At 65.8% G+C, this 21,826-nt stretch carries 19 protein-coding genes; 3 read left to right on the top strand and 16 right to left on the bottom strand.

Going from position 1 to position 21,826, the window contains the following annotated elements; genetic code table 11:
• Positions 1 to 7: 7 nt before the first annotated feature.
• The 10 genes from infB to V6D91_RS01200 all read right to left on the bottom strand — a co-directional run bounded on the left by infB (position 8) and on the right by V6D91_RS01200 (position 10,618).
• A complete protein-coding gene (gene infB, locus V6D91_RS01155) occupies positions 8 to 2,548 on the bottom strand; it encodes a translation initiation factor IF-2 (RefSeq protein WP_347317352.1) in 2,541 nt (846 codons plus the stop codon).
• 68 nt (positions 2,549 to 2,616) lie between these two features.
• Entirely contained in the window at positions 2,617 to 4,095 is a 1,479-nt protein-coding gene (gene nusA, locus V6D91_RS01160) for a transcription termination factor NusA (protein ID WP_347317353.1), read from the bottom strand.
• 21 nt (positions 4,096 to 4,116) lie between these two features.
• Positions 4,117 to 4,635 (bottom strand): ribosome maturation factor RimP, encoded by a 519-nt coding sequence (gene rimP / locus V6D91_RS01165; protein WP_347317354.1) that lies wholly within the window; start codon positions 4,633 to 4,635, stop codon positions 4,117 to 4,119.
• A 163-nt stretch (positions 4,636 to 4,798) separates the two neighbouring features.
• Positions 4,799 to 5,362: a CDP-diacylglycerol--glycerol-3-phosphate 3-phosphatidyltransferase gene (gene pgsA / locus V6D91_RS01170; RefSeq protein ID WP_347317355.1), complete on the bottom strand. Its 564-nt coding sequence runs from the start codon at positions 5,360 to 5,362 to the stop codon at positions 4,799 to 4,801.
• A gap of 26 nt (positions 5,363 to 5,388) precedes the next feature.
• The gene (uvrC, locus tag V6D91_RS01175) at positions 5,389 to 7,221 is read right to left on the bottom strand and encodes an excinuclease ABC subunit UvrC (protein ID WP_347317356.1); all 1,833 of its coding nucleotides are present in this window, start codon (positions 7,219 to 7,221) and stop codon (positions 5,389 to 5,391) included.
• A complete protein-coding gene (locus V6D91_RS01180; protein WP_347317357.1) occupies positions 7,205 to 7,723 on the bottom strand; it encodes a CYTH domain-containing protein in 519 nt (172 codons plus the stop codon). Before V6D91_RS01180 ends, uvrC begins: the two co-directional genes overlap by 17 nt.
• A gap of 14 nt (positions 7,724 to 7,737) precedes the next feature.
• Positions 7,738 to 8,706: a beta-ketoacyl-ACP synthase III gene (locus tag V6D91_RS01185; protein ID WP_347317358.1), complete on the bottom strand. Its 969-nt coding sequence runs from the start codon at positions 8,704 to 8,706 to the stop codon at positions 7,738 to 7,740.
• A complete protein-coding gene (plsX, locus tag V6D91_RS01190; protein WP_347317359.1) occupies positions 8,703 to 9,725 on the bottom strand; it encodes a phosphate acyltransferase PlsX in 1,023 nt (340 codons plus the stop codon). Before plsX ends, V6D91_RS01185 begins: the two co-directional genes overlap by 4 nt.
• A gap of 169 nt (positions 9,726 to 9,894) precedes the next feature.
• On the bottom strand, positions 9,895 to 10,080 hold the full coding sequence (rpmF, locus tag V6D91_RS01195) for a 50S ribosomal protein L32 (protein WP_347317360.1): 186 nt from the start codon (positions 10,078 to 10,080) through the stop codon (positions 9,895 to 9,897).
• A 34-nt stretch (positions 10,081 to 10,114) separates the two neighbouring features.
• Positions 10,115 to 10,618, bottom strand: coding sequence for a YceD family protein (locus tag V6D91_RS01200; protein WP_347317361.1), 504 nt, complete (start codon positions 10,616 to 10,618; stop codon positions 10,115 to 10,117).
• A 47-nt stretch (positions 10,619 to 10,665) separates the two neighbouring features.
• Between V6D91_RS01200 and V6D91_RS01205 the strand changes: the two genes are divergently transcribed.
• Positions 10,666 to 11,283 carry a Maf family protein gene (locus tag V6D91_RS01205; RefSeq protein WP_347317362.1) on the top strand — a complete coding sequence of 206 codons (618 nt, stop codon included), beginning with the start codon at positions 10,666 to 10,668 and terminating at the stop codon, positions 11,281 to 11,283.
• A 4-nt stretch (positions 11,284 to 11,287) separates the two neighbouring features.
• Here the strand turns inward: V6D91_RS01205 and V6D91_RS01210 are convergent, their stop codons facing one another.
• The 3 genes from V6D91_RS01210 to V6D91_RS01220 all read right to left on the bottom strand — a co-directional run bounded on the left by V6D91_RS01210 (position 11,288) and on the right by V6D91_RS01220 (position 15,022).
• Complete coding sequence (locus V6D91_RS01210; RefSeq protein ID WP_347317363.1) at positions 11,288 to 12,457, bottom strand: MFS transporter; 1,170 nt, start codon at positions 12,455 to 12,457, stop codon at positions 11,288 to 11,290.
• Positions 12,458 to 12,463: 6 nt separating this feature from the next.
• Complete coding sequence (aroC, locus tag V6D91_RS01215; protein WP_347317364.1) at positions 12,464 to 13,561, bottom strand: chorismate synthase; 1,098 nt, start codon at positions 13,559 to 13,561, stop codon at positions 12,464 to 12,466.
• 84 nt (positions 13,562 to 13,645) lie between these two features.
• Positions 13,646 to 15,022: a GGDEF domain-containing protein gene (locus V6D91_RS01220; RefSeq protein WP_347317365.1), complete on the bottom strand. Its 1,377-nt coding sequence runs from the start codon at positions 15,020 to 15,022 to the stop codon at positions 13,646 to 13,648.
• A gap of 92 nt (positions 15,023 to 15,114) precedes the next feature.
• Here V6D91_RS01220 and V6D91_RS01225 point away from each other — a divergent pair, with 92 nt between their 5' ends.
• The gene (locus V6D91_RS01225) at positions 15,115 to 16,713 is read left to right on the top strand and encodes an acyl-CoA ligase (AMP-forming), exosortase A system-associated (protein ID WP_347317366.1); all 1,599 of its coding nucleotides are present in this window, start codon (positions 15,115 to 15,117) and stop codon (positions 16,711 to 16,713) included.
• Positions 16,710 to 17,948: a pyridoxal-dependent decarboxylase, exosortase A system-associated gene (locus V6D91_RS01230; RefSeq protein ID WP_347317367.1), complete on the top strand. Its 1,239-nt coding sequence runs from the start codon at positions 16,710 to 16,712 to the stop codon at positions 17,946 to 17,948. Before V6D91_RS01225 ends, V6D91_RS01230 begins: the two co-directional genes overlap by 4 nt.
• Here V6D91_RS01230 and V6D91_RS01235 read toward each other — a convergent pair.
• From V6D91_RS01235 to V6D91_RS01245, 3 genes are all read right to left on the bottom strand, one after another.
• A complete protein-coding gene (locus tag V6D91_RS01235; protein WP_347317368.1) occupies positions 17,875 to 19,131 on the bottom strand; it encodes a methyltransferase in 1,257 nt (418 codons plus the stop codon). The genes V6D91_RS01230 and V6D91_RS01235 overlap by 74 nt on opposite strands.
• A 76-nt stretch (positions 19,132 to 19,207) precedes the next feature.
• Positions 19,208 to 21,139, bottom strand: coding sequence for an ATP-binding cassette domain-containing protein (locus V6D91_RS01240; RefSeq protein WP_347317369.1), 1,932 nt, complete (start codon positions 21,137 to 21,139; stop codon positions 19,208 to 19,210).
• A gap of 361 nt (positions 21,140 to 21,500) precedes the next feature.
• Positions 21,501 to 21,824, bottom strand: coding sequence for an acyl carrier protein (locus V6D91_RS01245; protein WP_347317370.1), 324 nt, complete (start codon positions 21,822 to 21,824; stop codon positions 21,501 to 21,503).
• Positions 21,825 to 21,826 lie beyond the last annotated feature (2 nt).

Genomic DNA, 21,826 nt, shown 5'->3' on the forward strand with positions numbered 1-21,826 from the left:
AGACTCCTTACAGGGTACGGGCCACTTCGACGCGCTCGTAGCACTCGATCTGGTCGCCCGGCCGCACGTCGTTGTAGTTCTTCACCGCAATGCCGCACTCGAAGCCTTCGCGCACTTCCTGGACGTCGTCCTTGAAGCGGCGCAGGGATTCCAGCTCGCCGGTGTAGATGACCACGTTGTCGCGCAGCACGCGGATCGGGTTGCCGCGCTTGACCACGCCCTCGACCACGCGGCAGCCGGCCACCGCGCCGAACTTCGGCGAGCGGAACACGTCGCGGACCTCGGCGGTGCCGATGATGCGCTCGTGCATCTCAGTACCGAGCAAGCCGGTCATGGCCTGGCGCACGTCGTCCAGCATCTCGTAGATGATGCTGTAGTAACGCACCTGCACACCCTGCGCCTCGGCCAGGCGGCGGGCGCCGCCGTCGGCACGGACGTTGAAGCCGATGACCACGGCATTGGAGGCCACGGCCAGGTTGATGTCGGACTCGGTGATGCCGCCCACTGCACTGGCGACGACATTGACCTTGACCTCATCCGTCGACAGCTTGACCAGTGCATCGCGGATCGCCTCGGCGGACCCCTGCACGTCGGCCTTGACCAGCACATTGAGGGTGGCGGTCTCGCCTTCCTTCATCTGGTCGAACAGGTTCTCGAGCTTGGTGGCCTGCTGGGTGGCGAGCTTGCCTTCGCGGGCCTTGGCCTGGCGATGCATGGCCATCTCGCGTGCCTTGCGCTCCTCGTCCATGACCAGGAAGTCGTCGCCGGCGTTCGGCGTGCCGGAGAGACCGAGGATGACCGCGGGGATGGACGGGCCGGCGGATTCGATCGGCTTGCCGTTCTCATCCAGCAGGGCGCGCACACGGCCGTATTCGGTCCCCGCCAGAACGATGTCGCCCTTGCGCAGGGTGCCGCCGCGCACAAGCACAGTGGCGACCGGGCCGCGGCCCTTGTCCAGGGTAGATTCAACCACGGTGCCGCGCGCCGGCCCCTCTTCGCTCGCCTTGAGTTCCATCACTTCGGCCTGGATCAGGATCGCATCCAGCAAATCGTCGATGCCCTGGCCGGTCTTGGCCGAGACATTGACGAACTGGGTATCCCCGCCCCAGTCCTCGGGGATGACCGAGAGCTGGACCAGTTCGTTGCGCACGCGGTCCGGGTCGGCCTGTGGCTTGTCGATCTTGTTCACCGCCACGACCAGCGGCACACCCGCGGCCTTGGCGTGGGTGATCGCCTCGCGGGTGGTCGGCATCACGCCGTCGTCCGCAGCCACCACCAGGATGACGATGTCGGTCAGCTTGGCACCACGCGCTCGCATGGCGGTGAACGCCTCGTGGCCCGGGGTATCGAGGAAGGTGATGACCCCCTTGGGGGTTTCGACGTGATAGGCGCCGATATGCTGGGTGATACCACCGGCCTCGCCCGCGGCCACCTTGGCGCGGCGGATGTAGTCCAAGAGCGAGGTCTTGCCGTGGTCAACGTGGCCCATCACGGTGATGATCGGCGGACGGGGCTTGAGCGCACCCTCCGGGATCCCGGCCAGCAGTTCGGCCTCGAGATCGGATTCGGTCAGGGGCTTGGCGATGTGCCCCATCTCCTCGACCACCAGGGTCGCGGTGTCCTGATCGATGGCCTGGTTGATGGTCGCCATCACACCCATGCCGAACAGCACCTTGACCACGTCCACCGCCTTGACCGCCATCTTGGCGGCCAGGTCGGCCACGGTGATGGTCTCGGGGATGGTGACCTCGTGCACGACCGGCGCGGTCGGCATCTCGAAGCCGTGGCGCTGCTGCTTGCCCTGCGGCTTGCCGCGGCGGCCACCGCCGCCACGGCGGACGGCCTCCATCTCGGCGCCAGCAAGTCGCCCTCCCCGACCGCGGTTCTGGGTGGCCTTGGCCCCCGGACCGCGGGGCTTCTCCTCGGCCAGTTCGCGGCGCGAAGGCTCGGCCGGACGCACGCGAGGCTTGGCCTCCGCCGTGGGCTTCGTCACCGCTGGCGCAGCGACGACCGGCTCGACCACAGCGGCGGCCTGCTCCTGCTGGCGCAGGCTCTCCGCCTCGGCAGCCGCACGGCGAGCCTCCTCTTCTGCGCGACGGCGCGCTGCAGCCTCCTCCTCACTGGCGCGGCGGGCCTCCTCCTCGGCCTTGCGGCGGGCCTCCTCCTCGGCACGCAGGCGTGCCGCGAGGAGCTCGGCCTGGGATTCGACGGCCTTGGCGGCGGCCGGCTGCTCTTCCATCGCACCGCGCTGTACATAGGTGCGTTTCTTGCGGTATTCGACGTTCACCGTGGCAGACTTGCCCGGGGCACCCGCCGGAACCTTGAGCTCCTCCTGGCTGCGGCGCTTGAGGGTGATGCGGGCAGGCTGGGCCTCGCCCGCCTCCTTGCCGTGGCTCTTGCGCAGGTGGGTCAAAAGGCGAAGCTTGTCTTCGTCACTGACAATGGCATCCGGGCCGCTGGCGCTCACGCCAGCGTCCTTGAGCTGCTCGAGCAGGCGGTCCACAGGGGTGCGCACCTGTTCGGCGAGTTGTTTGACGGTTTGGGACATAGGGTCCTCCCGTAATGAAGCCTGAATATTCAGGTGATTAAGCAATAATCCTGATCCGCAAGACGAACTTACTTGAACCAGGGGGCGCGGGCCTCAACGATCAGGCGACCGGCGGTCTCCTCGTCGATGCCGGCCATCTCGGCCAGTTCGTCCGTAGCCATTTCGGCCAGATCCTCGGCAGTCTGGATGCCTTGTGTTTCAAGACGAGCGGCAATCTCGTCAGTCATGCTGGCCAGGTCGCGCAGGGCCAGCACCTCGGTGCCCTCCTCGCTCTCTTCCGAGGCAATGGCGCGGGTCAGCAGGGCGTCGCGTGCGCGATTGCGCAGTTCCTCGACGGTCTCCTCGTCGAAGCCCTCGATCTCCAGGAACTCGGACAGCGGCACGTAGGCGATCTCCTCCAGGCTGGAGAAGCCCTCCTCGACCAGCACTGCCGCCACCTCTTCGTCCACGCCCAGGGCCTCGACGAAGGTGCGTGCGATACGCTGGGCCTCGGCCTCGCTCTTCGCGCTGGCTTCCTCCTGGGTCATGACGTTCAGGCGCCAGCCCGTCAGCTGGCTGGCCAGGCGTACGTTCTGTCCGCCGCGCCCGATGGCCTGGGAGAGTTTCTCCTCGGTCACCGCGATGTCCATGGTGTGGGTATCCTCATCCACGACCACGGACACGACCTCGGCCGGCGACATGGCGTTGATGACGAACTGCACGGGGTTCTCGTCCCAGACGATGATGTCGACGCGCTCACCGGCGATCTCGTTGGTCACCGACTGCACGCGCGAGCCGCGCATGCCGACGCAGGCCCCCACCGGGTCGAGGCGCTGGTCGAGCGCCTTGACGGCGATCTTGGCGCGCGAGCCCGGATCGCGGGCGGCGCCCATGATCTGGATCATGCCCTGGCCGACCTCCGGCACCTCGAGCTTGAACAGCTCGATCAGGAATTCGGGGGCGGTGCGGCTGCCGAACAGCTGCGGCCCGCGAGGCTCATGACGCACATCGCGCAGCCAGCAGCGCAGGCGGTCGCCGGCGCGCACCATCTCGCGCGGGATCATCTCGTCGCGCGGGATGAACACCTCGATGTTGTTGCCCATATCGAGGATCACATTGCCGCGCTCGACGCGCTTGACCGTGCCGAGGATCAGGCTGCCCTTGCGATCGAGGTAGGCATCGACCACCTGCCGGCGCTCAGCCTCGCGCACCTTCTGCACGATGACCTGCTTGGCAGCCTGGGCGGCGATGCGGCCGAACTCGATCGACTCGATCTCTTCCTCGACGTAATCGCCCGGCTGGGCGTTCGGGTCATCCAGGCGGGCGGCCTCGACGATGATCTCCCGCTCGGGGTTTTCGCTGGTCTCGCCCTCGACCACCAGCCAGCGGCGGTACGTGGTGTAGTCGCCGCTGTTGCGGTCGATCTCCACACGCACATCGATGTCGCCACCGTGGCGCTTGCGGGTGGCGGAAGCGAGCGCGGCCTCGATGGCCTCGAAGATCACATGCTTGGCGACGCCCTTCTCGTTGGAAACGGCGTCGACGACATAGAGGATTTCTTTATTCATGTCAGGCAGCCTCACGCGGGCTTAAAACTCGGGTTCAAGATGGGCCTTGTCGATGTCGGCATACGGCAGGCGCAGCGGACCGGTCTCGGTATCGAGCAGGACCTCGCCTCCCTCGACACCGGCCAGGACGCCCAGGAAATTGCGTTGCGGGCGCCCCCCTGGAACGGCGGGCGCACTGCCGGGAAGGGGACGCTGCAGGCGGATGCGGGCGCGCTGGCCGGTGTAGCGCGCGAAGTCCTCCAGGCGGAACAGCGGCCGGTCGAGCCCTGGGGAGGACACCTCGAGGGTGTACTTGCCGGGGATCGGATCCTCGACGTCCAACACGGCGCTGACGGCATGGCTCATGTCAGCGCAGTCGTCCACGGTGATGCCCGTCGGAGAGTCGATGTACAGCCGTACACGGGCGCGCGTGCCCGGCTGGTATTCGACACCGATCAGCTCAAAGCCGAGATCGCGCGCCACCGGCGCGAGCATGTCGGTCAGGTTGAACGGATCCTGGTGCAGCGGACCGATACCGGGAGCCATCTTGGGGGCATTCATGCTGGATTTACACCTGCCATTCAATTCCAGGAATCGACCAATAAAAAAGGCCCTCAAAGGGCCCATGGTCGAGCACGGCTTGGCTGCCGCATCTGCAAGCCCGGTCCGACGTCGACCCGGTGGCTCGAAGATCGCAATATCTTAAGGGCGCGCCAGGAGCGGGTCAATGCCCCACCTCCGGTGGCGCACCGAAGGCGGCGCGCAGGTAGCCCACCATGGACAGGAGGGTCAGCAGCGCGGCGGCGTAGAGCAGTGCGATGCCGATCTCGAAGGTCGGCAGGCCGAGGATCGGCTGGTAGTACAACAGGGCGAAGATGGCCGCCATCTGCAGGATGGTCTTGAGTTTGCCGAGACTCGAGACCGCGACCTTGCGGCGCTCGCCGATCTCCGCCATCCACTCGCGCAGGGCGGAGATGGCGATCTCCCGGCCGATGATGATGATCGCCGGCAAGGCCAGGACGATGCCGCCATGCTCGGCAACCAGCAGGACCAGGGCGGCGGCGACCATCAGCTTGTCGGCCACCGGATCAAGGAAGGCGCCGAAGCGTGACTGCTGGTTGAGCCTGCGCGCGAGGTAACCATCCACCGCGTCGGTAAGCCCGGCCAGGGCGAAGATGATCGCGGCCAACGGAAAGGCCCAGACATAGGGCAGATAGAACACGGCAATGAACAGCGGGATCATGCCGATGCGCAGCCAGGTAAGGATGTTCGGGAGATTGAGCGGCATGCCTGTGGCCGTGTGGTGGTGATGGTTCAATGGTGGAAATGGTCGTAGATCCGCTGCGCCAGCGCCGTGCTGATCCCCGGCACGCTGGCGATGTCCTCCACCCCGGCGCGGCTCAGTGCCTGCAGACCACCGAAGTGCTTGAGCAATTGCTGGCGCCGCTTGCCTCCGACTCCGGGGATGGCCTCCAGGGTCGAGGTCTCGCGGCTTCGGGCACGCCGCGCCCGATGGCCGGTGATGGCGAAGCGGTGTGCCTCATCCCGCACCTGCTGGATCAGGTGGAGGGCCGGCGAATGGGCCGGCAGGTCGAGTTCGCGGCCACTGCTCGCCAGTAGCAAGGTTTCTTCCCCAGGGCGGCGCTCGGGCCCCTTGGCCACGCCGATGACCATCAGTGCGTCAGTCAGCCCCAGTGTAGCAAGGACCGCCTGCGCGCGGGCCACCTGCCCCACCCCGCCATCGATCAGGAGCACCTCCGGCAGGGGCCCATGTTCCCGCACGGCACGCCCGAAGCGCCGCTCCAACGCCTGTTCCATCGCCGCGTAATCATCGCCCGGGGTGATGTCCTGGATATTGTACCGACGGTAGGCCGTCTTGAGCGGACCTTCCGGACCGAACACCACGCAGGAGGCCACCGTGGACTCCCCGAGGGTGTGGCTGATATCGAAGCATTCGATCCGACTTGGCGGGGCGTCAAGCCCCAACGCCTCGCGCAAGGCCTCCCGGCGAAGCTCCTGGCTGCCACGCGACGCCAACCGCTGGCCAAGGGCGAGCGAGGCATTCTGGCGCGCCATCTCTACCCAGCGCGCCCGTTCTCCACGGGGCGCGGCCTGGATGCGGACCGAATGGCCGCTGGCCTCACCCAGGGCCTGCTCGAGCAGCTCCCGCTCAAAGGGGGCATGGCTGACCAGCAGTTCACGCGGAGGGTCGCGCTCAAGATAGACCTGGCCGATGAAGGCGGCGAGAACCTCACCCTCGCCCAGCCCCTCGGTGTTCTTGGGGAAGTAGGCGCGTCCGCCGAGGTTGCGCCCATCGCGGATGGTCAGCACCTCGACGCAGGACGTGCCTCCCCCCTGCACGCAGGCCAGCACGTCCACGCTACCGCCCTGGGTACTGACGTACTGGCGCTCGCTGACCGCGCGCAACTGGCTGATGCGGTCGCGCAACTGGGCCGCCTCCTCGAAGGCGAGATGTTCCGCGGCCTGCTCCATACGCTCGACCAGGGCATGGATGACCTGCTGGCTGCGCCCCTCGAGGAAGAGCTGGGCATCGCGCACATCGCGGGCATACTCCTCGCGGCTGACATACCCCACACAGGGGGCCGTGCAGCGTTTGATCTGGTACTGCATGCAGGGCCGCGAACGGTTCGCGAATTCGGGGTCGGCACAGTCGCGCAGGCGGAAGACCTTCTGCAAAAGGTTCAGGGTCTCGCGCACGGCCACGGCGTTCGGGTAGGGGCCGAAATAGCGCCCAGGCTCGCGGTGCGGCCCGCGGTGGTAGCCCAGGCGCGGGTAGGCGTGTGCGGTGCCAAGAAAGATCTCCGGATAGCTCTTGTCGTCCCGCATCAGCACGTTGTAGCGCGGACGATGTTGCTTGATCAGGTGATTCTCAAGCAGCAGGGCCTCGGTTTCAGTGTGCGTGGCGGTGAGCTGGATATCGGCGATGCGGCTGACCAACGCGGCCGTCTTCGGCGCCACGTGGCTTCCGCGGAAATAACTGGCCAGGCGCTTCTTGAGATTCCTGGCCTTGCCGACGTAGAGGATGACGCCTTCGGCGTCGAGCATGCGGTAGACCCCCGGCGTCTCCGGGGCGCGCGCAAGGAAGGCACGATGGTCGAAGGCCGATCGTTCAGTAGTCGCGCTCATCCCATTCGGCGCGGCCGGCGGCGTGGGCCCAGCGGCTGTAGGGGTGCTGGGCGAGAGAGACGTTGTAGTAGCGCGGGTCATCGGAGACATCGGCACCAGCCCAGTCAGGCATTTCGAACGGCTCGTCCAGGCTGCCGAGCTCGATCTCGGCGACGATCAGACCGTCATTGTCTCCGTGGAACTCGTCCACTTCCCAGACATGCCCGCCGTTCGGAACCAGATAGCGGGTCTTGTCGATGATGGGGCCGCTTGCGAGGGTATCAAGCATCTCGTTGGCCTCGTCGAGCGGAATCACGTACTCGAACTCGTGCCGGTGGATGCCGAGGGTCACGCTCTTGATGTTCAGGTAGCCCTGTTTGCCATCGACCCGCACCCTCACCGAGGCACGGCCGCTGTCCGGGGAGGCGGTGAGATACCCCTGCCGCAGGCGGATCGACCCGGTCGCCCGCGCACGCCAATCGTCATTGATAACCAGGAATTTGCGTTCGATCTCGAGCGCCATGGGAATACCCTTTCTTAAAAGCGTACCAGGGCCGAACCCCAGGTGAACCCACCACCGAAAGCCTCGAGCAGTAGCATGTCGCCACGACGGATGCGGCCATCGCGCACCGCGACATCCAGCGCCAACGGCACCGAGGCCGCCGAGGTGTTGCCATGCTGGCCCACGGTCAGGACGACACGCTCCATGGGCAGATCAAGCTTCTTGGCGGTGGCGGCGATGATGCGGGTGTTGGCCTGATGGGGCACCAGCCAGTCGATGTCAGACTTCTCCAGGCCGGCCGCATCGAGGGTCTCGTCGACGATGCGGCCGAGGGTGTTGACCGCCACCTTGAATACCTCGTTGCCCTTCATCTGGATGAAAGCGCGCCCCTCGCGGCAGAGGGCCGCGTTTTGCGAAACCCCGCCCGGCACGGTCAGCAGGCTGTCGTAACGGCCATCAGCGTGCAGGTGGGTGGAGAGGATGCCGGCCTCCTCGGAGGCCTCCAGCACCACGGCACCGGCGCCATCGCCGAACAGCACGCAGGTGGTGCGGTCCGTCCAGTCGACGATGCGCGAGAGGGTCTCCGCCCCCACCACCAGGGCACGCTTGGTGCCGCCTGCGCGGATGAACTTGTCGGCCACGCCCAGGGCATAGACAAAGCCGGTGCATACGGCCTGCACGTCGAACGCGGCGCAGCCATTGGCGCCGATGCGGTCCTGCAGCAGACAGGCCGTGCTCGGGAAGATGCGATCAGGCGTGGTGGTGGCGACGATGATCAGGTCGAGGTCCTTGCCCTCGATCCCGGCGGACTCCAGCGCGCGACGCGCGGCCTGCTCCGCAAGATCCACGGTGGACTGGTGCTCGGCCGCGATGTGACGTTTCTCGATGCCGGTCCGCTCGCGAATCCATTCATCGGTGGTCTCCACCATCCGCTCGAGATCCTGGTTGGTGAGGATCTTCTCGGGCAGATAGCCCCCGGTGCCGGTGATGCGGGAAAAGATCAATGCGATTGCCTCTGTGCAAGCAGGGTTTCTAGCTGACTGTCGATGCGGCTTGGAACGGCCTGCTCGACTTCGTGCATGGCTGTGTCGATGGCGTGGCCGAAGGAAAAGGCATCCGCCCCGCCATGGCTCTTGACCACGATGCCCTGCAGGCCGAGCAGGCTGGCGCCATTGTAGCGGCGCGGGTCAAAACGCTGCTTGAGCGAGTTGAGCACCGGCATCGAGATCAATGCGGCCAGTTTGGTGAAAAGGTTGCGCCTGAAGGCGTCGCGCAGGTGGCCGCTGATCATCTTGGCCACGCCCTCGCTGGCCTTGAGGGCGACATTGCCGACAAAGCCATCGCACACCACCACGTCGGCCGTGCCCTTGTAGATGTCATCCCCCTCGACATAACCGATGTAGTTGATCGGCGAGGCCTCGAGCAGGCGGGCGGCGGCCTTGACCGTGTCGTTACCCTTGATCGCCTCGGCGCCGACATTGAGCAGGCCGACGCGCGGGTTGGGATTGTTGTCGACCGCGGAAGCCAGCACCGAGCCCATGACCGCGAACTGGAACAGGTGCTCCGCACCACACTCGACATTTGCGCCAAGATCCAGCACATGGGTATGCCCTGTAGCCGTCGGCAACATGGTGCAGATGGCAGGGCGGTCGATGCCTGGCAGGGTCTTGAGCACGAACTTGGCGGTCGCCATCAGTGCGCCGGTATTGCCGGCACTGATGCAGGCGTCTGCCCGGCCCTCGCGCACGAGGTCAATGGCCACGCGCATGGAGGAGTCCTTCTTGCCGCGCAGGGCGAGCGCGGGAGACTCGTCCATCGCCACGACCTCGCTGGCATGGTGCACGGAAAGACGCCCCTCGTTGAGCGCATTGCGACGGGCCAACTCATCGCGCAGCATGGATTCCTGGCCGACCAGGATCAGGTGCAGTTCGGGATGGCGGCGCAGGGCCTCCACGGCGGCGTCAAGGACGATGCCGGGGGCGTGATCGCCCCCCATGGCGTCAAGGGCAAGGGTGATGGACATGTGGCCGTTCGAGAGCAAAAACAAAACGGGCGACCCGACTTGAGACTGGGACGCCCGTCACGATGATTGGAGATACCCTCTGGCGGGTGGGTGTCACCGATGCTGCTGGATACCTCCATCCTGCGCCACCCAAGGATGGCGCCCGGCGTCGATACGCCGGGGCAGCGGCTTATTCCTGCTCGGTGACGGTCTCGATGACCTTGCGGCCACGGTAGAAGCCCTCGGGGCTCACATGGTGGCGCAGGTGGGTTTCACCGCTGGTGCGGTCGACCGAGAAAGCCGGCTTGCCGAGCGCGTCGTGGGCGCGGCGCATGTCACGCTTGGAACGGCTCTTGCGGGTCTGTTGTACGGCCATGGTTCAAACTCCAAACTCAAATAAAGTAAATCAATCAATGCGCGGATGGTTTGACCAGGCCGCGCAATGCCGCGAACGGATTGTCCGCCTTTTCCATGCCCTCGTGCTCGCGGTGGGCAGGCACACAGGCGTGTGCATGCATGGGTACCACGGGCAGGGCCAGCAAAATCTCATCCTCGATCAGGTCGGCCAGACGAACCGGCTCTTCGCCGAGGATCAGCGGGTCCAGCTCGGGAGGAAGGCGCTTGGCCTCCTCTTCGCTCTCGACCACGCCCAGTCCGACCTCGGCATCCAGCTCGATGGCCACGGCTTCCAGGCAGCGCTGGCATGTCATCTCGACCGTGCCCTGCACCTGTCCGGTCACAACCGCCAGACCCTCATCGTTCTTGCCGAAGCTCAAACCAAAACGGATCGGCGCGTCCCGAAGGACCACCCCCTGCAACCGGGGCAGCTCAGCCACCTGCACCTCGCCCTTGAGGGTGATGCCCTGACGGATCAGGGCGCGGACATCCAGCGGCTGTTGCCATTGATCAAACATAATTTGTTAATTTTATTAACCCGATTCATTCACTGTCAAAGGATTTCATGGTCCAGCCCACCGCATCCGGCACACCGGCCGATGATTCTTCCCTGATTCTCGCCTCGACATCGCCTTACCGGCGCGAGCTTCTGGCACGTCTCGGCCTGCCCTTTGCCGCCGTGGGCCCGCACATCGACGAGACCCGCCGTGAGGGAGAGCCTGCCGAGGCGATGGTCCGGCGCCTGGCGAGCGAGAAGGCACGGGCCGTGGCAGCACAGCATCCTTCGGCCTGGGTCATCGGCTCCGACCAATGTGCGGTACTGGACGATACGGTCCTCGGCAAGCCCGGCACGCACGAACGGGCCTTCGCCCAGTTGCGCTCCGCCTCCGGGCGCAGCGTCGCATTCCATACCGGCCTGTGTTTGATGTGCATTGAAAAGGGCTTTGAACGCACCGTTGAAGTACCTTTCACGGTCCGATTCCGCCACCTGGATGACGCGGAGATCGAACATTACCTCGCCAAGGAAAAACCCTACGACTGTGCCGGAAGCTTCAAGTCGGAGGGGCTCGGCATCGCCCTGTTCGAGGCCCTCGAGGGCAATGATCCGAGCGCTCTCATCGGCCTGCCACTGATCGCGCTCTGTACCCTGCTGCGCGAAGCCGGCCTGGATCCCTTGGGCTGAACCCTCAGGTTCCAAGCCTTTTCCACACGAAGGGGGTCAGCAAGAGCCCCCCCATCAGCGCCATGCCGCTGCTCACCGCAAAACTCGGCAAAGCGCCGAAGGCCTGCCAAAGCCCGCCTGCCAGCCAGAATCCCAGCACCCCGCCGGCGCCGTAGCAGAGCGAGGACAGCAACGCCTGCCCCCTCCCCTGCGTGCTGCCGGTGAAATGCTGGCGGATGAACTCGATGCTCGCCGCATGCGCCACGCCGAAGCTGAAGGCGTGCAAAAGCTGCGCCAGGGTCAGGACCGCCACGCTTTCAGGCAGGGCACCGATGAGGACCCAGCGCAGGGCCGTCAGCAGGAGGGTGAGCTGCATCAGGCGCACAGCGCCGTAGCGCGGCAGCCAACGATGCACGATCAGGAAGATGACGACCTCCGCCAGCACCCCCAACGCCCACAGGGCCCCGGTCAGGGCCTTACTGTGGCCGTGCAGCTCGAGATGGACGCTGTAGAAGGCGTAGTACGTGCCGTGGCTGGCCTGCAGCAGCAGGCTGGCGGCGAGAAACAGGTACACCTCGGGACGCCGCAGGATGGGAAGGATAGAGACAGGCCCCGCCTGTACGGTCCGAGGCAGAGTCTCCTCGGCAGGCCCCGGCACCGCCAAGGCCAGCATGCTCATGCCGGCAAAGACCAGGACCAGTCCCCACGGCAACATGCCTGCCCCCCACAGGTCGAGCAGAGGCCCTCCACCGAGCGCGGTGACGATGAATCCCACCGAGCCCCACAACCGGATGCGCGCGTAGCGATGCGCCTTCTCACCCAGATGCTGCAAGGTCACCGCGTCGAACTGCGGCATGGCCGCATTCCAGGCCAAGGTGAATACGATCATCGCCAGGGCCATCGACCACAGATCGTGCGCAGCAAATACGGCCAGGAATCCGGCCAGGGTGAGCATGCTCGCCAGCCGCACCCAGCGCATCGGCTGGCCGAGATGATCGGCCAGCCAGCCCACGATCGGTGGTCCGGCCAGCTTGGTCAGACCGAACAGCCCCATCAGGAAGCCGATCGCCGCGGGATCGAAGCCCTCCCCTTTGAGGTAGAGCGGCCAGAACGGCAGGAAGATGCCGAGCGCGGCGAAATAGGCGAAGTAGTAGCCCGGGATCCGCCAGAGCAGCGGATCACGTCCCGCAGGCATGATGGATTAGCGAAACGCGGGGATGACCGGCGTGCCGCTCACGACATCCGCGTTCTGCGCGCGGTGGCGCAGGGCATGATCCATGAGCACCAAGGCCAGCATAGCCTCGGCGATGGGCGTGGCACGAATGCCGACGCAGGGGTCGTGCCGGCCCTTGGTCACCACTTCGACCGGCTCGCCGTGGACATCCACGCTCTGCCCAGGCAGGCGGATGCTGGAGGTTGGCTTGAGCGCGATGTGGGCGACGATGGCCTGGCCGCTGGAGATACCGCCAAGGATGCCGCCCGCATGATTGGAGAGGAACCCCTGCGGGGTGATCTCGTCGCGGAATTCGGTCCCCCGCGCCTCGATGCAGGCGAAGCCATCGCCGATCTCCACCCCCTTGACCGCGTTGATACTCATCATGGCGTGGGCAATGTCGGCATCCAGGCGGTCGAACACCGGTTCGCCCCAGCCCGGCGGCACGCCCTCGGCCACGACCGTCACCTTGGCGCCGATGGAATCCCCTGACTTGCGCAGGGCGTCCATGAAGGCCTCCATCTCCGCCACCTTGCCGGCGTCCGGGCTGAAGAACGGGTTGCGCTCGACCTCATCCCAATCGTGCTTCTCAGCGCGGATCGGGCCCAATTGGCTAAGGAACCCGCGCACGGTCACGCCGTAGCGCTCCTTCAGCCACTTCTTGGCGATGGCCCCAGCCGCCACGCGGGCGGCGGTCTCACGCGCACTGGAGCGGCCGCCACCGCGGTAGTCGCGGATGCCGTACTTCTGCTGGTAGGTGTAGTCGGCATGGCCGGGACGGAAGGTCTGAGCGATGTCAGAGTAGTCCTTCGAGCGCTGGTCGGTATTCTCGATCACCAAGGCGATCGGCGTGCCGGTGGTCTTGCCGTCGAAGACGCCGGAGAGGATACGCACCCGGTCTTCCTCGCGACGCTGGGTGGTGTGACGCGACTGGCCTGGTTTGCGGCGATCCAGGTCGGGCTGGATGTCGTCCTCCGTCAGCGCCATGCCCGGCGGGCAGCCGTCGACAATGCAGCCGAGCGCAAGGCCGTGGCTCTCGCCGAAGGTGGTGACGGTGAACAGGGTGCCGAAAGTATTGCCGGACATGATCGTGCTGCGGACGGATGGGAGGGGGAATCTTAGCAGCTTTGCGCGCCAAACCTGCGAAAATGGGAGGCCCCGGCCCCGTCATCAGGCCGAATACGGTGCGCAGCGATTGCGCCCCGCATCCTTGGCGCGGTAAAGCGCGCGGTCCGCCTGGTCGATCACCCGTTCGTAATCAGGATGACCGTCATACAGAGCCACTCCGATGCTGGTGGTGACATGGAGAACCGTGCCCGTATGGGTCATGAAGGGGTGGCGCTCCACCTCGGCGCGGATCTTTTCGGCCACCTTGAGGGCCTGCGCCTCGGTTGCGTGGCTCAACAGGATGAGGAACTCCTCGCCGCCGTAGCGGAACACGAAATCGCTGGAGCGCACTGCAGCCTGCAGCGTGGCGCTGAACTGGGTCAGAACGGCATCGCCCGCTGCGTGGCCGTGCTCGTCGTTGATGGCCTTGAAATGATCGACGTCGAGCATGAGGACCGCGAATGACTTGCCCGTTCTGCGATAGAGGGCGATCTCCTGGCGCATGACATAAGGCAGGTAGCGACGGCTCAGGATGCCGGTCAGAGGATCGCGCAGGTTGTGCATCTCCAACATGTGGCGCACAAGCTCGGTAAGGTGCCAATTGGCCTTGGTCACCGTGTCGTTGAGTTCGGCGAGCGCTTTCTCGAAGCTGCTGCTGTCCTTCCGGCGGCAGGCCTCGCGCGCATGCTCATAGGCCTGCTCAAGATGCGCCCTGTCTGCCTGCAGCGCCTCAATGTCAGGATGGTCCGCGAACAGCAGCTGCCCCTTGTGTTCGATCCACAGGGCGAACTCATTGGTGGACAGGGCATAGGCCGGGGGCTCGGCACCGCTGATCCAGGACTGGTACAGGGAGGTGAGCGTATGCCGTAGCCAGTCCAGCAGACTGCCTCGCAGCGACTCGACATCCATGGCCAGGTTCTGGCTCGTCATCTGGATGCGCATGACCTGGACCTGGCTTTCCGACTCGACGATCTGCTCGACGTAGCGCTCATTGAACAGGTTCGTGGTGTAATCGAGCAGGTCGTCTGCGAACAGGATCGCCCGGATCAGGGCAACACGATCCTTCACCTCCCCGGCGAGGCGGGTGAAGAGCCCCTCCTTGATCACCCGCAACCCCTGCTGGACCAGCAGCATCGGCACGTTGATCCGCGCATGAACTTCGCCGATGCGCCTCTGCCGACTGACGAAGGCCGCATAATCCTCCGGCCCGCGCCGACGGAACAGGTCGACCAGCCAATCCGCCATGCTCCGGCGCAGGCGCGCATCGACCAACTCATGGCTCAGGTACTGGCGGGCCTCTTCATTCCGGAGCATCTCCTGGTAGAAACTACCCGCAAGCTCGTCCGCGCTCGCCTCCACATGCTGACCAAGGAGAACCAGAAGATCATGGTTCGCGGGGCTGAAGATGTGCTCGAAAATGGCTCGGGATGGATAGGGCATGACGGATTGACGGTGTCGATGGGACGCGTGCACCGGACGCACGTCCGGTTGTTAAATTTTTTTATTCTAAATTAACTGGAGCCACGCAAGGCATGAATCCAATCGCCGCGCACGACCTTCTGCTGCAGCAGGCCGAAAGTCAGGCCGACGCCCTAGCCCTGTACGGCCCGGGCGAGGAGCGCCTGGACTACGGACAGCTCGGCGCACGGGTCAGGGCGCTGGCGGCAGGGATCAAGGAACTCGGCCTCATGCGCAGCGAGAGACTGGCGATCTGGCTGCCCAAAAGCGCGGATGCGGTTGTCGCCCTGTTCGCCGCCAGTGCCGCGGGTGGGGCGATGGTCCCCATCAACCCCGCGCTCAAGTCCGCGCAGGTCGCGCATATCCTCTGCGACAGCGGAGCGCGCATGCTCGTCACCCAGAAGGCCCGTTTGCAAGCCCTGCGCGGCGAACTTGCGAAGGTGCACGACCTACGCTGGATCCTGCTGGTTGACGGTATCGACGGCGTGGAGCCCGTGCCTGGTGTGAGCCTCCTGTCCACGACGGAGGTGGCGGGCGCGGGACGAGCGGAGGCGGCGCTGCCGTCGCTGACCGAGCTCGATCTCGCCGCCCTGCTCTACACCTCCGGCAGCACCGGCAAGCCAAAGGGCGTGGCCCTCTCGCACCGCAACCTGCTGGCCGGGGCGGCGAGCGTCGCGGCCTATCTCGGCATCCGCCCTGAGGATCGCCTGCTCGCCGTGCTGCCACTCAGCTTCGATTATGGGCTGTCTCAGCTCACGATCGCCTTTCATGCCGGCGCATCGGTCATCCTGCTCGACTACCTGCTACCGCGTGACCTGCACAAGGCGATCACCCGCCATCGGGCGACCGTGCTAGCGGGCGTGCCGCCCCTCTGGCACCAGCTCGCCGCGCAGGACTGGCTGCCAGAGCTCGACTCGTTGAGGATATTGACCAACTCCGGCGGGCGCCTGCCCCTTCCTATCATCGACCGCCTGCGCGCGGGCTTGCCGGCTGCCGAACTGTTTCTGATGTATGGCCTGACCGAGGCCTTCCGTTCGACCTTCCTGCCGCCCGCAGAGCTCGACCGCCGCCCGGGCTCCATCGGCAAGGCCATCCCCAATGCGGAGATCATGGTGCTGCGCCCGGACGGCACCCCCTGCGCCCCGCACGAGCCGGGGGAGCTGGTGCACCGCGGCCCGACCGTCGCCCTGGGCTACTGGAACGACGCCGAACGCACCGCCGAGCGCTATCGCCCCATCCCTGGCCGGGCCTGCGGCCTGCCGCATCCGGAGCGGGCCGTCTGGTCGGGCGACCGGGTGCGCATGGACGAGGACGGTTTCCTCTATTTCATCGGTCGCGACGACGACATGATCAAGACCTCCGGCTACCGCATCAGCCCAACCGAGATCGAGGACGTCATCTACGCCTCGGGACTCGTGCGCGAGGCCGCCGCCATCGGCGTGGAAGACGACATCCTCGGGCAGCGTATCCTCGCGGTGGTGGTGCCCGAATCAGGGCATCTTGATCCCGCCCCGCTGCTCCGGCACTGCCGTGCCCACCTTCCGGTCTACATGGTCCCGACAACCATCGAGATGGTCGCCGTCCTTCCCCTCACCCCCAATGGCAAGGTCGACCGCCGCCGCCTGCGGGAGCAGTATGGCACGCCGCCCGGCCCTCATGTGGAGCCTGTATGATCCATCCGTCCCACGCCCCGCTACTGTTCGAGACCCGCGCCGGCATCCTGTGCATCGGGGGGGAACCGGCGACCGCGCTGGCTGAGCGCGTGGGCACGCCCTTCTACGCCTACGACAGCCGCCTGATCCAGCGGCGCATCAAGGAACTGCGGGATGTTCTGCCCTCACGGGTGCAGATCCACTATGCCGTCAAGGCCAACCCATTCCCGCCCCTCCTGCACCGCATGGCCGGGCTGCTGGACGGCTGCGACGTCGCTTCCGCCGGGGAACTTGAGAAATCGCTTGAAGCGGGCTTCAGGCCCGAGACGATCAGCTTTGCCGGCCCCGGCAAGCGCGATGCGGAGCTCATGGCGGCCCTGCAAGCTGGCATCACCGTCAATGTCGAATCGGCCGGCGAGCTGGAACGCCTGACCCGCCTGAGTGAGAAGCTCGGCATCCGGCCGCGCGTGGCCCTGCGCATCAACCCGGACTTCGAACTGAAGGGCTCTGGCATGCGCATGGGCGGCGGCGCCAAACCCTTCGGCATCGATGCCGAGCAGGCGCCAGCCATCATTCGTAAAATCAATGCATTAGACATTGATTTTCAAGGGCTGCACATCTTCACCGGCTCACAGAGCCTGAACATGGAGGCCATCATCCAGGCCCAGTCCGGCGCCTTGGACCTGGCCCGCACGCTGCTGGAGGGGGCCGGCCTGCCGGTCCGGCAGATCAATATCGGCGGCGGCCTGGGGATTCCCTATTTTCCTGGCGAAAACCGCCTGAATATCAACCCCATGGGGGATCGACTTCATCACCTTCTCGAGGATCACGGAGGCTGGCTGGGGGATGCTCACCTTATTCTTGAGCTTGGCCGCTTTCTGGTCGGAGAGGCCGGCGTGTATGTCACCCGTATCGTCGACCGCAAGGTTTCCCGCGGAGAAACCTTCCTCATCACCGACGGCGGCATGCACCACCACCTGGCCCTGTCCGGCAACCTCGGTCAGATCCTCCGCAAGAACTATCCGGTCTACCTCGCCCACCGGGTGGGGAGCCCTCCCGAGGAGATCGTCAACATCCACGGCCCCCTGTGCACCCCGCTGGACGTGCTCGGCCACAAGGTTGCACTGCCCCGCGCCGAGGTCGGCGACCTGATCGCCGTCACCCAGTCCGGCGCCTATGGCCTCACGGCCAGCCCGGTGCACTTTCTTGGCCATCCCCTGCCGGCCGAGGTGCTACTCGACGGCGAGCACGAATGAGGAGATTGCGCGGGGTCAGCTCGCGTCCGCAGAACTCCCCCACCTCCACCTCATGGCCCTCGTCCGCCAGGCCCAGGGCCATGTCCAGCACCAGCCACACCTCCAGGGGCCGACGAACAGCGGCGCGGATCAGCTCGAAGGCGCGTACCTCCATGGAGCGTTTCCAACCTGTCCGCATGGCGTCTTCCGCCTGCCCGGCATCGGGAACGGGCCAGCCGAGGCGCTCACAGGCTCGCTGCAGGGCCATGCGGTCATCATCCCGGCCGATGTCCTTCAGCGGGGAGTAATCCGTCACTTCCAGGCCATGTTGCGCGCCCCATCCTTTCAATGCCAGCAGACGGGCCTTGCGGCGTTTTTCCGCCTCGCGCTGCGCGTGACCGGCCGTACAGGTTTCCAGCACGGCCAGTCGCAGATCCTCGCGCGACAGCCTCAGCCCGCACGCCCGTCCGGCGGACGAGCGCGGCCGATGGTGTTCATGCACCGTGCGGTGATAACAGCATGGGGCGAGCAGCAGCCCTGCGGGCGATCGGCTCCCAACCTGGTCGAGAAGGGTCAGGTGCAGGTCGCCGCAGGCGTGCAGCGCACAGGCCAAGGTGGTGGGGGTGGGCTCCGCGGACTCGCTGAGCACGTCGCATACCTGCGCCGTCAACCGGACGCCATCCCGTTGCGCCAATCTCTGTGCATCGGCGCACAGGGCAGGGTCACGCTCCAGCGCGCGCACCTGCACGCCGCTGTGCATGCCGATCAGGCGGCCGAGGTGCGCCTTGCCCGCGCACCAGTCCCACACCTCGTCCACCCCCTCCAGGGCATCGAGCGCCAGGCCAGCAAAGGCGTCGATTTGCGCCCACTTTCTGCCGGGCACGTCCCGCGCGGGGGCATGGACGGGGTTGGCCTTGCGCGGCGGGCCTTGCAGACGCTCGAAGCCGATGAGCGGTTCGAGGGCGTCCATGCCTGGAATGAATCGTTCGAGCCAATGCCTCAGGCGCCGCTCGTCGGCATGCAGGGCATCGACCTGCTCTGGAGTCAATGCGAGGAGGGCCGCATGAAGCTCGGGATGCCCCTCCACCCAGGGCGGCAGGTCGTGGTGGAAGGGGGCCGGCCGCCACAGCCCGGAGCAATCCCTCAGAAATCCACCGAGCTGGAAAACACGCTTGGCAAGATCAACAAGATGCGTATCGGACATGCCGTTTTTTGTCAGCTGATGCGCACGGAATGATGGCATGATCCCCACGGGGCAGCCTACCGAAGGGGGCCCTCACTCATCCTGACATGGCATCCAGTTCGGCCCAGCGGGCATAGGCGGTTTCCAGTTCTTGCCCGATGGCGGCGAGGCGATCCAGCACGGCCTTGATGGTTGCCTGATCCCCCTGGTAGAAGGCCGGATCACTGCTTCGGGCGGTAAGCTCGGCCTGTTCAGCCTCCAGCGCATCAATGTGCGCGGGCATCTGGTCCAGCTCGCGCTGATCCTTGAAGCTCAGCTTGGATCGAGGTTTGACCGCGGATGAGGCGGATGCCTCGCCCCCGGCTTTCGCGACGGTGGGCGAATCCGCCTTCACCCCGGCTCTCTCTTTCTGCGCCTGGGCCGATCGGGTGGCTTCCTGCTCCCTGATCTTGATCCAGTCGGCGTAGCCGCCCACGACTTCACGGATGTTCCCCTCACCCTCGAAGGCCAAGAGGCTGGTGACCACGTTGTCGAGAAAGGCGCGGTCGTGGCTCACCACCAGCAGGGTGCCGTCGTAGTCCAGCAGGGCCTGCTCCAGGACCTCAAGGGTTTCCAGGTCGAGGTCGTTGGTAGGCTCGTCCAGCACCAACAGGTTGGCGGGTTTGGCCAGCAGGCGGGCGAGTAAGAGGCGATTGCGTTCGCCCCCCGAGAGGGCGGAGACCTTGGTGCGGGCGCGGTCCGGGGTGAACAGGAAGCGCTGGAGGTAGCCGATGCCGTGCATGTTCTCACCGTGCACCTCGATCCGATCGCCGCCGTCGCAGAGGTTCTCGATCGCCGTCCAGTCCGGGTTGAGCTGGGCGCGGTGCTGGTCGAAATAGGCGATCTCAAGCTGGGTGCCGATCCTGACCGTGCCACTGTCCGGCTGGATTTCCCCCAAGAGCAGCTTGAGCAGGGTGCTCTTGCCCACCCCGTTGGGGCCGACCAGGCCGATGCGGTCGCCGCGCTGGATGCGAATAGAGAGATCCTTGATCACCGGCTTGCCGGCAAAGCTCTTGCTCGCGTGTTCGGTTTCGACCACGAGCTTGCCCGAGGTGGGGCTGCTCCCCAGGCTGACCTCTACCCTGCCCTGCTTGTTGACCCGCTCGGCACGCTCACGCCGCAGGGCCATGAGGCGGCGCACACGGCCTTCGTTGCGGGTGCGGCGGGCCTTGATGCCCTGCCGGATCCACACCTCTTCCTGGGCGAGGAATTTGTCGAATTCGGCATTCTGCTGCGCTTCGGCGTGCTCGCGCTCCTCACGGCGGCGCAGGTAGTTGTCCCAGTCCCCCGGCCAGGAGGTGAGCTGGCCACGATCGAGCTCGAGGATGCGGTTGGCCAGGCGCTGCAGGAAGGCGCGGTCGTGGGTGATGAACAGGACAGCGCCGCGGAAGTCGCGGATGAAGCCTTCCAGCCATTCGATGCTGGCAATGTCGAGGTGGTTGGTCGGCTCATCAAGCAGCAACAGGTCCGGCTCCTGCACCAGGGCCTGGGCGAGCAGGACACGGCGCTGCGCCCCGCCCGAGAGCTCGCGCACCTTGCGCTTGGGATCCAGCTCCAGCCGGCTGATGACCTCATCCACCCGGCGCGCCACGTCCCAGCCGTGGCGGGCATCCAGCTCATGTTGCAGGGCGGACAGCCGTTCCATGGCCGCCTCGTCACCGCTATCCAGACGGGCAAGGATGGTCTGGTATTCGAGCAGGATGTCATGCAGGTCGCCCAAGCCCTGCAGCACGGTGTCGTACACCGTGGCGTCGGACTCCAGGCGCGGGTCCTGTTGCAGATAGGCCGCGCGCGCGCCGGGCGCCAGGCGGATCTCGCCCTCATCCGGGCGCTGTTCGCCAGTGAGGATGCGCAGCAAGGTGGACTTGCCCTCCCCGTTGCGCCCGATCAGGGCGATGCGCTCGCCCTTCTCGACGGTGAAGGCGATATCCTTGAGCAGGGTACGGGTACCGACGGCAAAGCCGAGGTGATCGACGGTCAGCAGGGGCATGGGGCTTGAATCCATCCTTGCCCGACGGAGGGGCATGGTATGTCAGGTACTGTAGGAACGCTCAGTGCGTAGGGAAAGGCAAAACCTATCCATCTCCCCTCCCCCTTGATGGGGGAGGGGCTGGGGGAGAGGGTGATAAGCCACTGAAAATCAACCCCCCTCTCCCTAGCCCTCCCCCGCCAGGGGGGAGGGAACGAGCCACATTCAGGCACCTCGAAAAACCGTCACGAGCGGGCAGAGTGCAAGGAGCCCCGCAGCGAATCCCCGAGACATATCAAGTCGATAGGCGAGGGGTGAGCGAGGAAGCGACGCCGCAATCTGCCCGCGCAGTAGGTTTTTCGAGGTGCCCATTCAGGGTTTTTCAGCGTTTCCCCTGGGTATGCAGACGCTGGCGGACGAATTCAAGCAGCGCGCCGAAGGTCTCGAACAGGCTGGCATCGACCTCATCGTCGTGGAGCGCAAGACCTAAACGCTGTTCGAGCGCGGTCAGCACGGCGAGCACGCCCATCGAGTCGAGCTGAGGCAGGACACCGAGCAGCGGGGTGTCGACGGTGAACTCGAAGGCCTCCTCGCCGAGTTGCAGGGCGTCGTGCAGGAGGGCGCGCAGATCGGCCGCGAGATCCGAAGACGGCGAAAAGTCCGAATCCTGCGGCAGGCTGGCCGGGTGCATGGATGGCAAAAGCACGC

This window comes from Thiofaba sp. EF100 (assembly GCF_039822285.1).
Classification (GTDB): domain Bacteria; phylum Pseudomonadota; class Gammaproteobacteria; order Halothiobacillales; family Halothiobacillaceae; genus Thiofaba.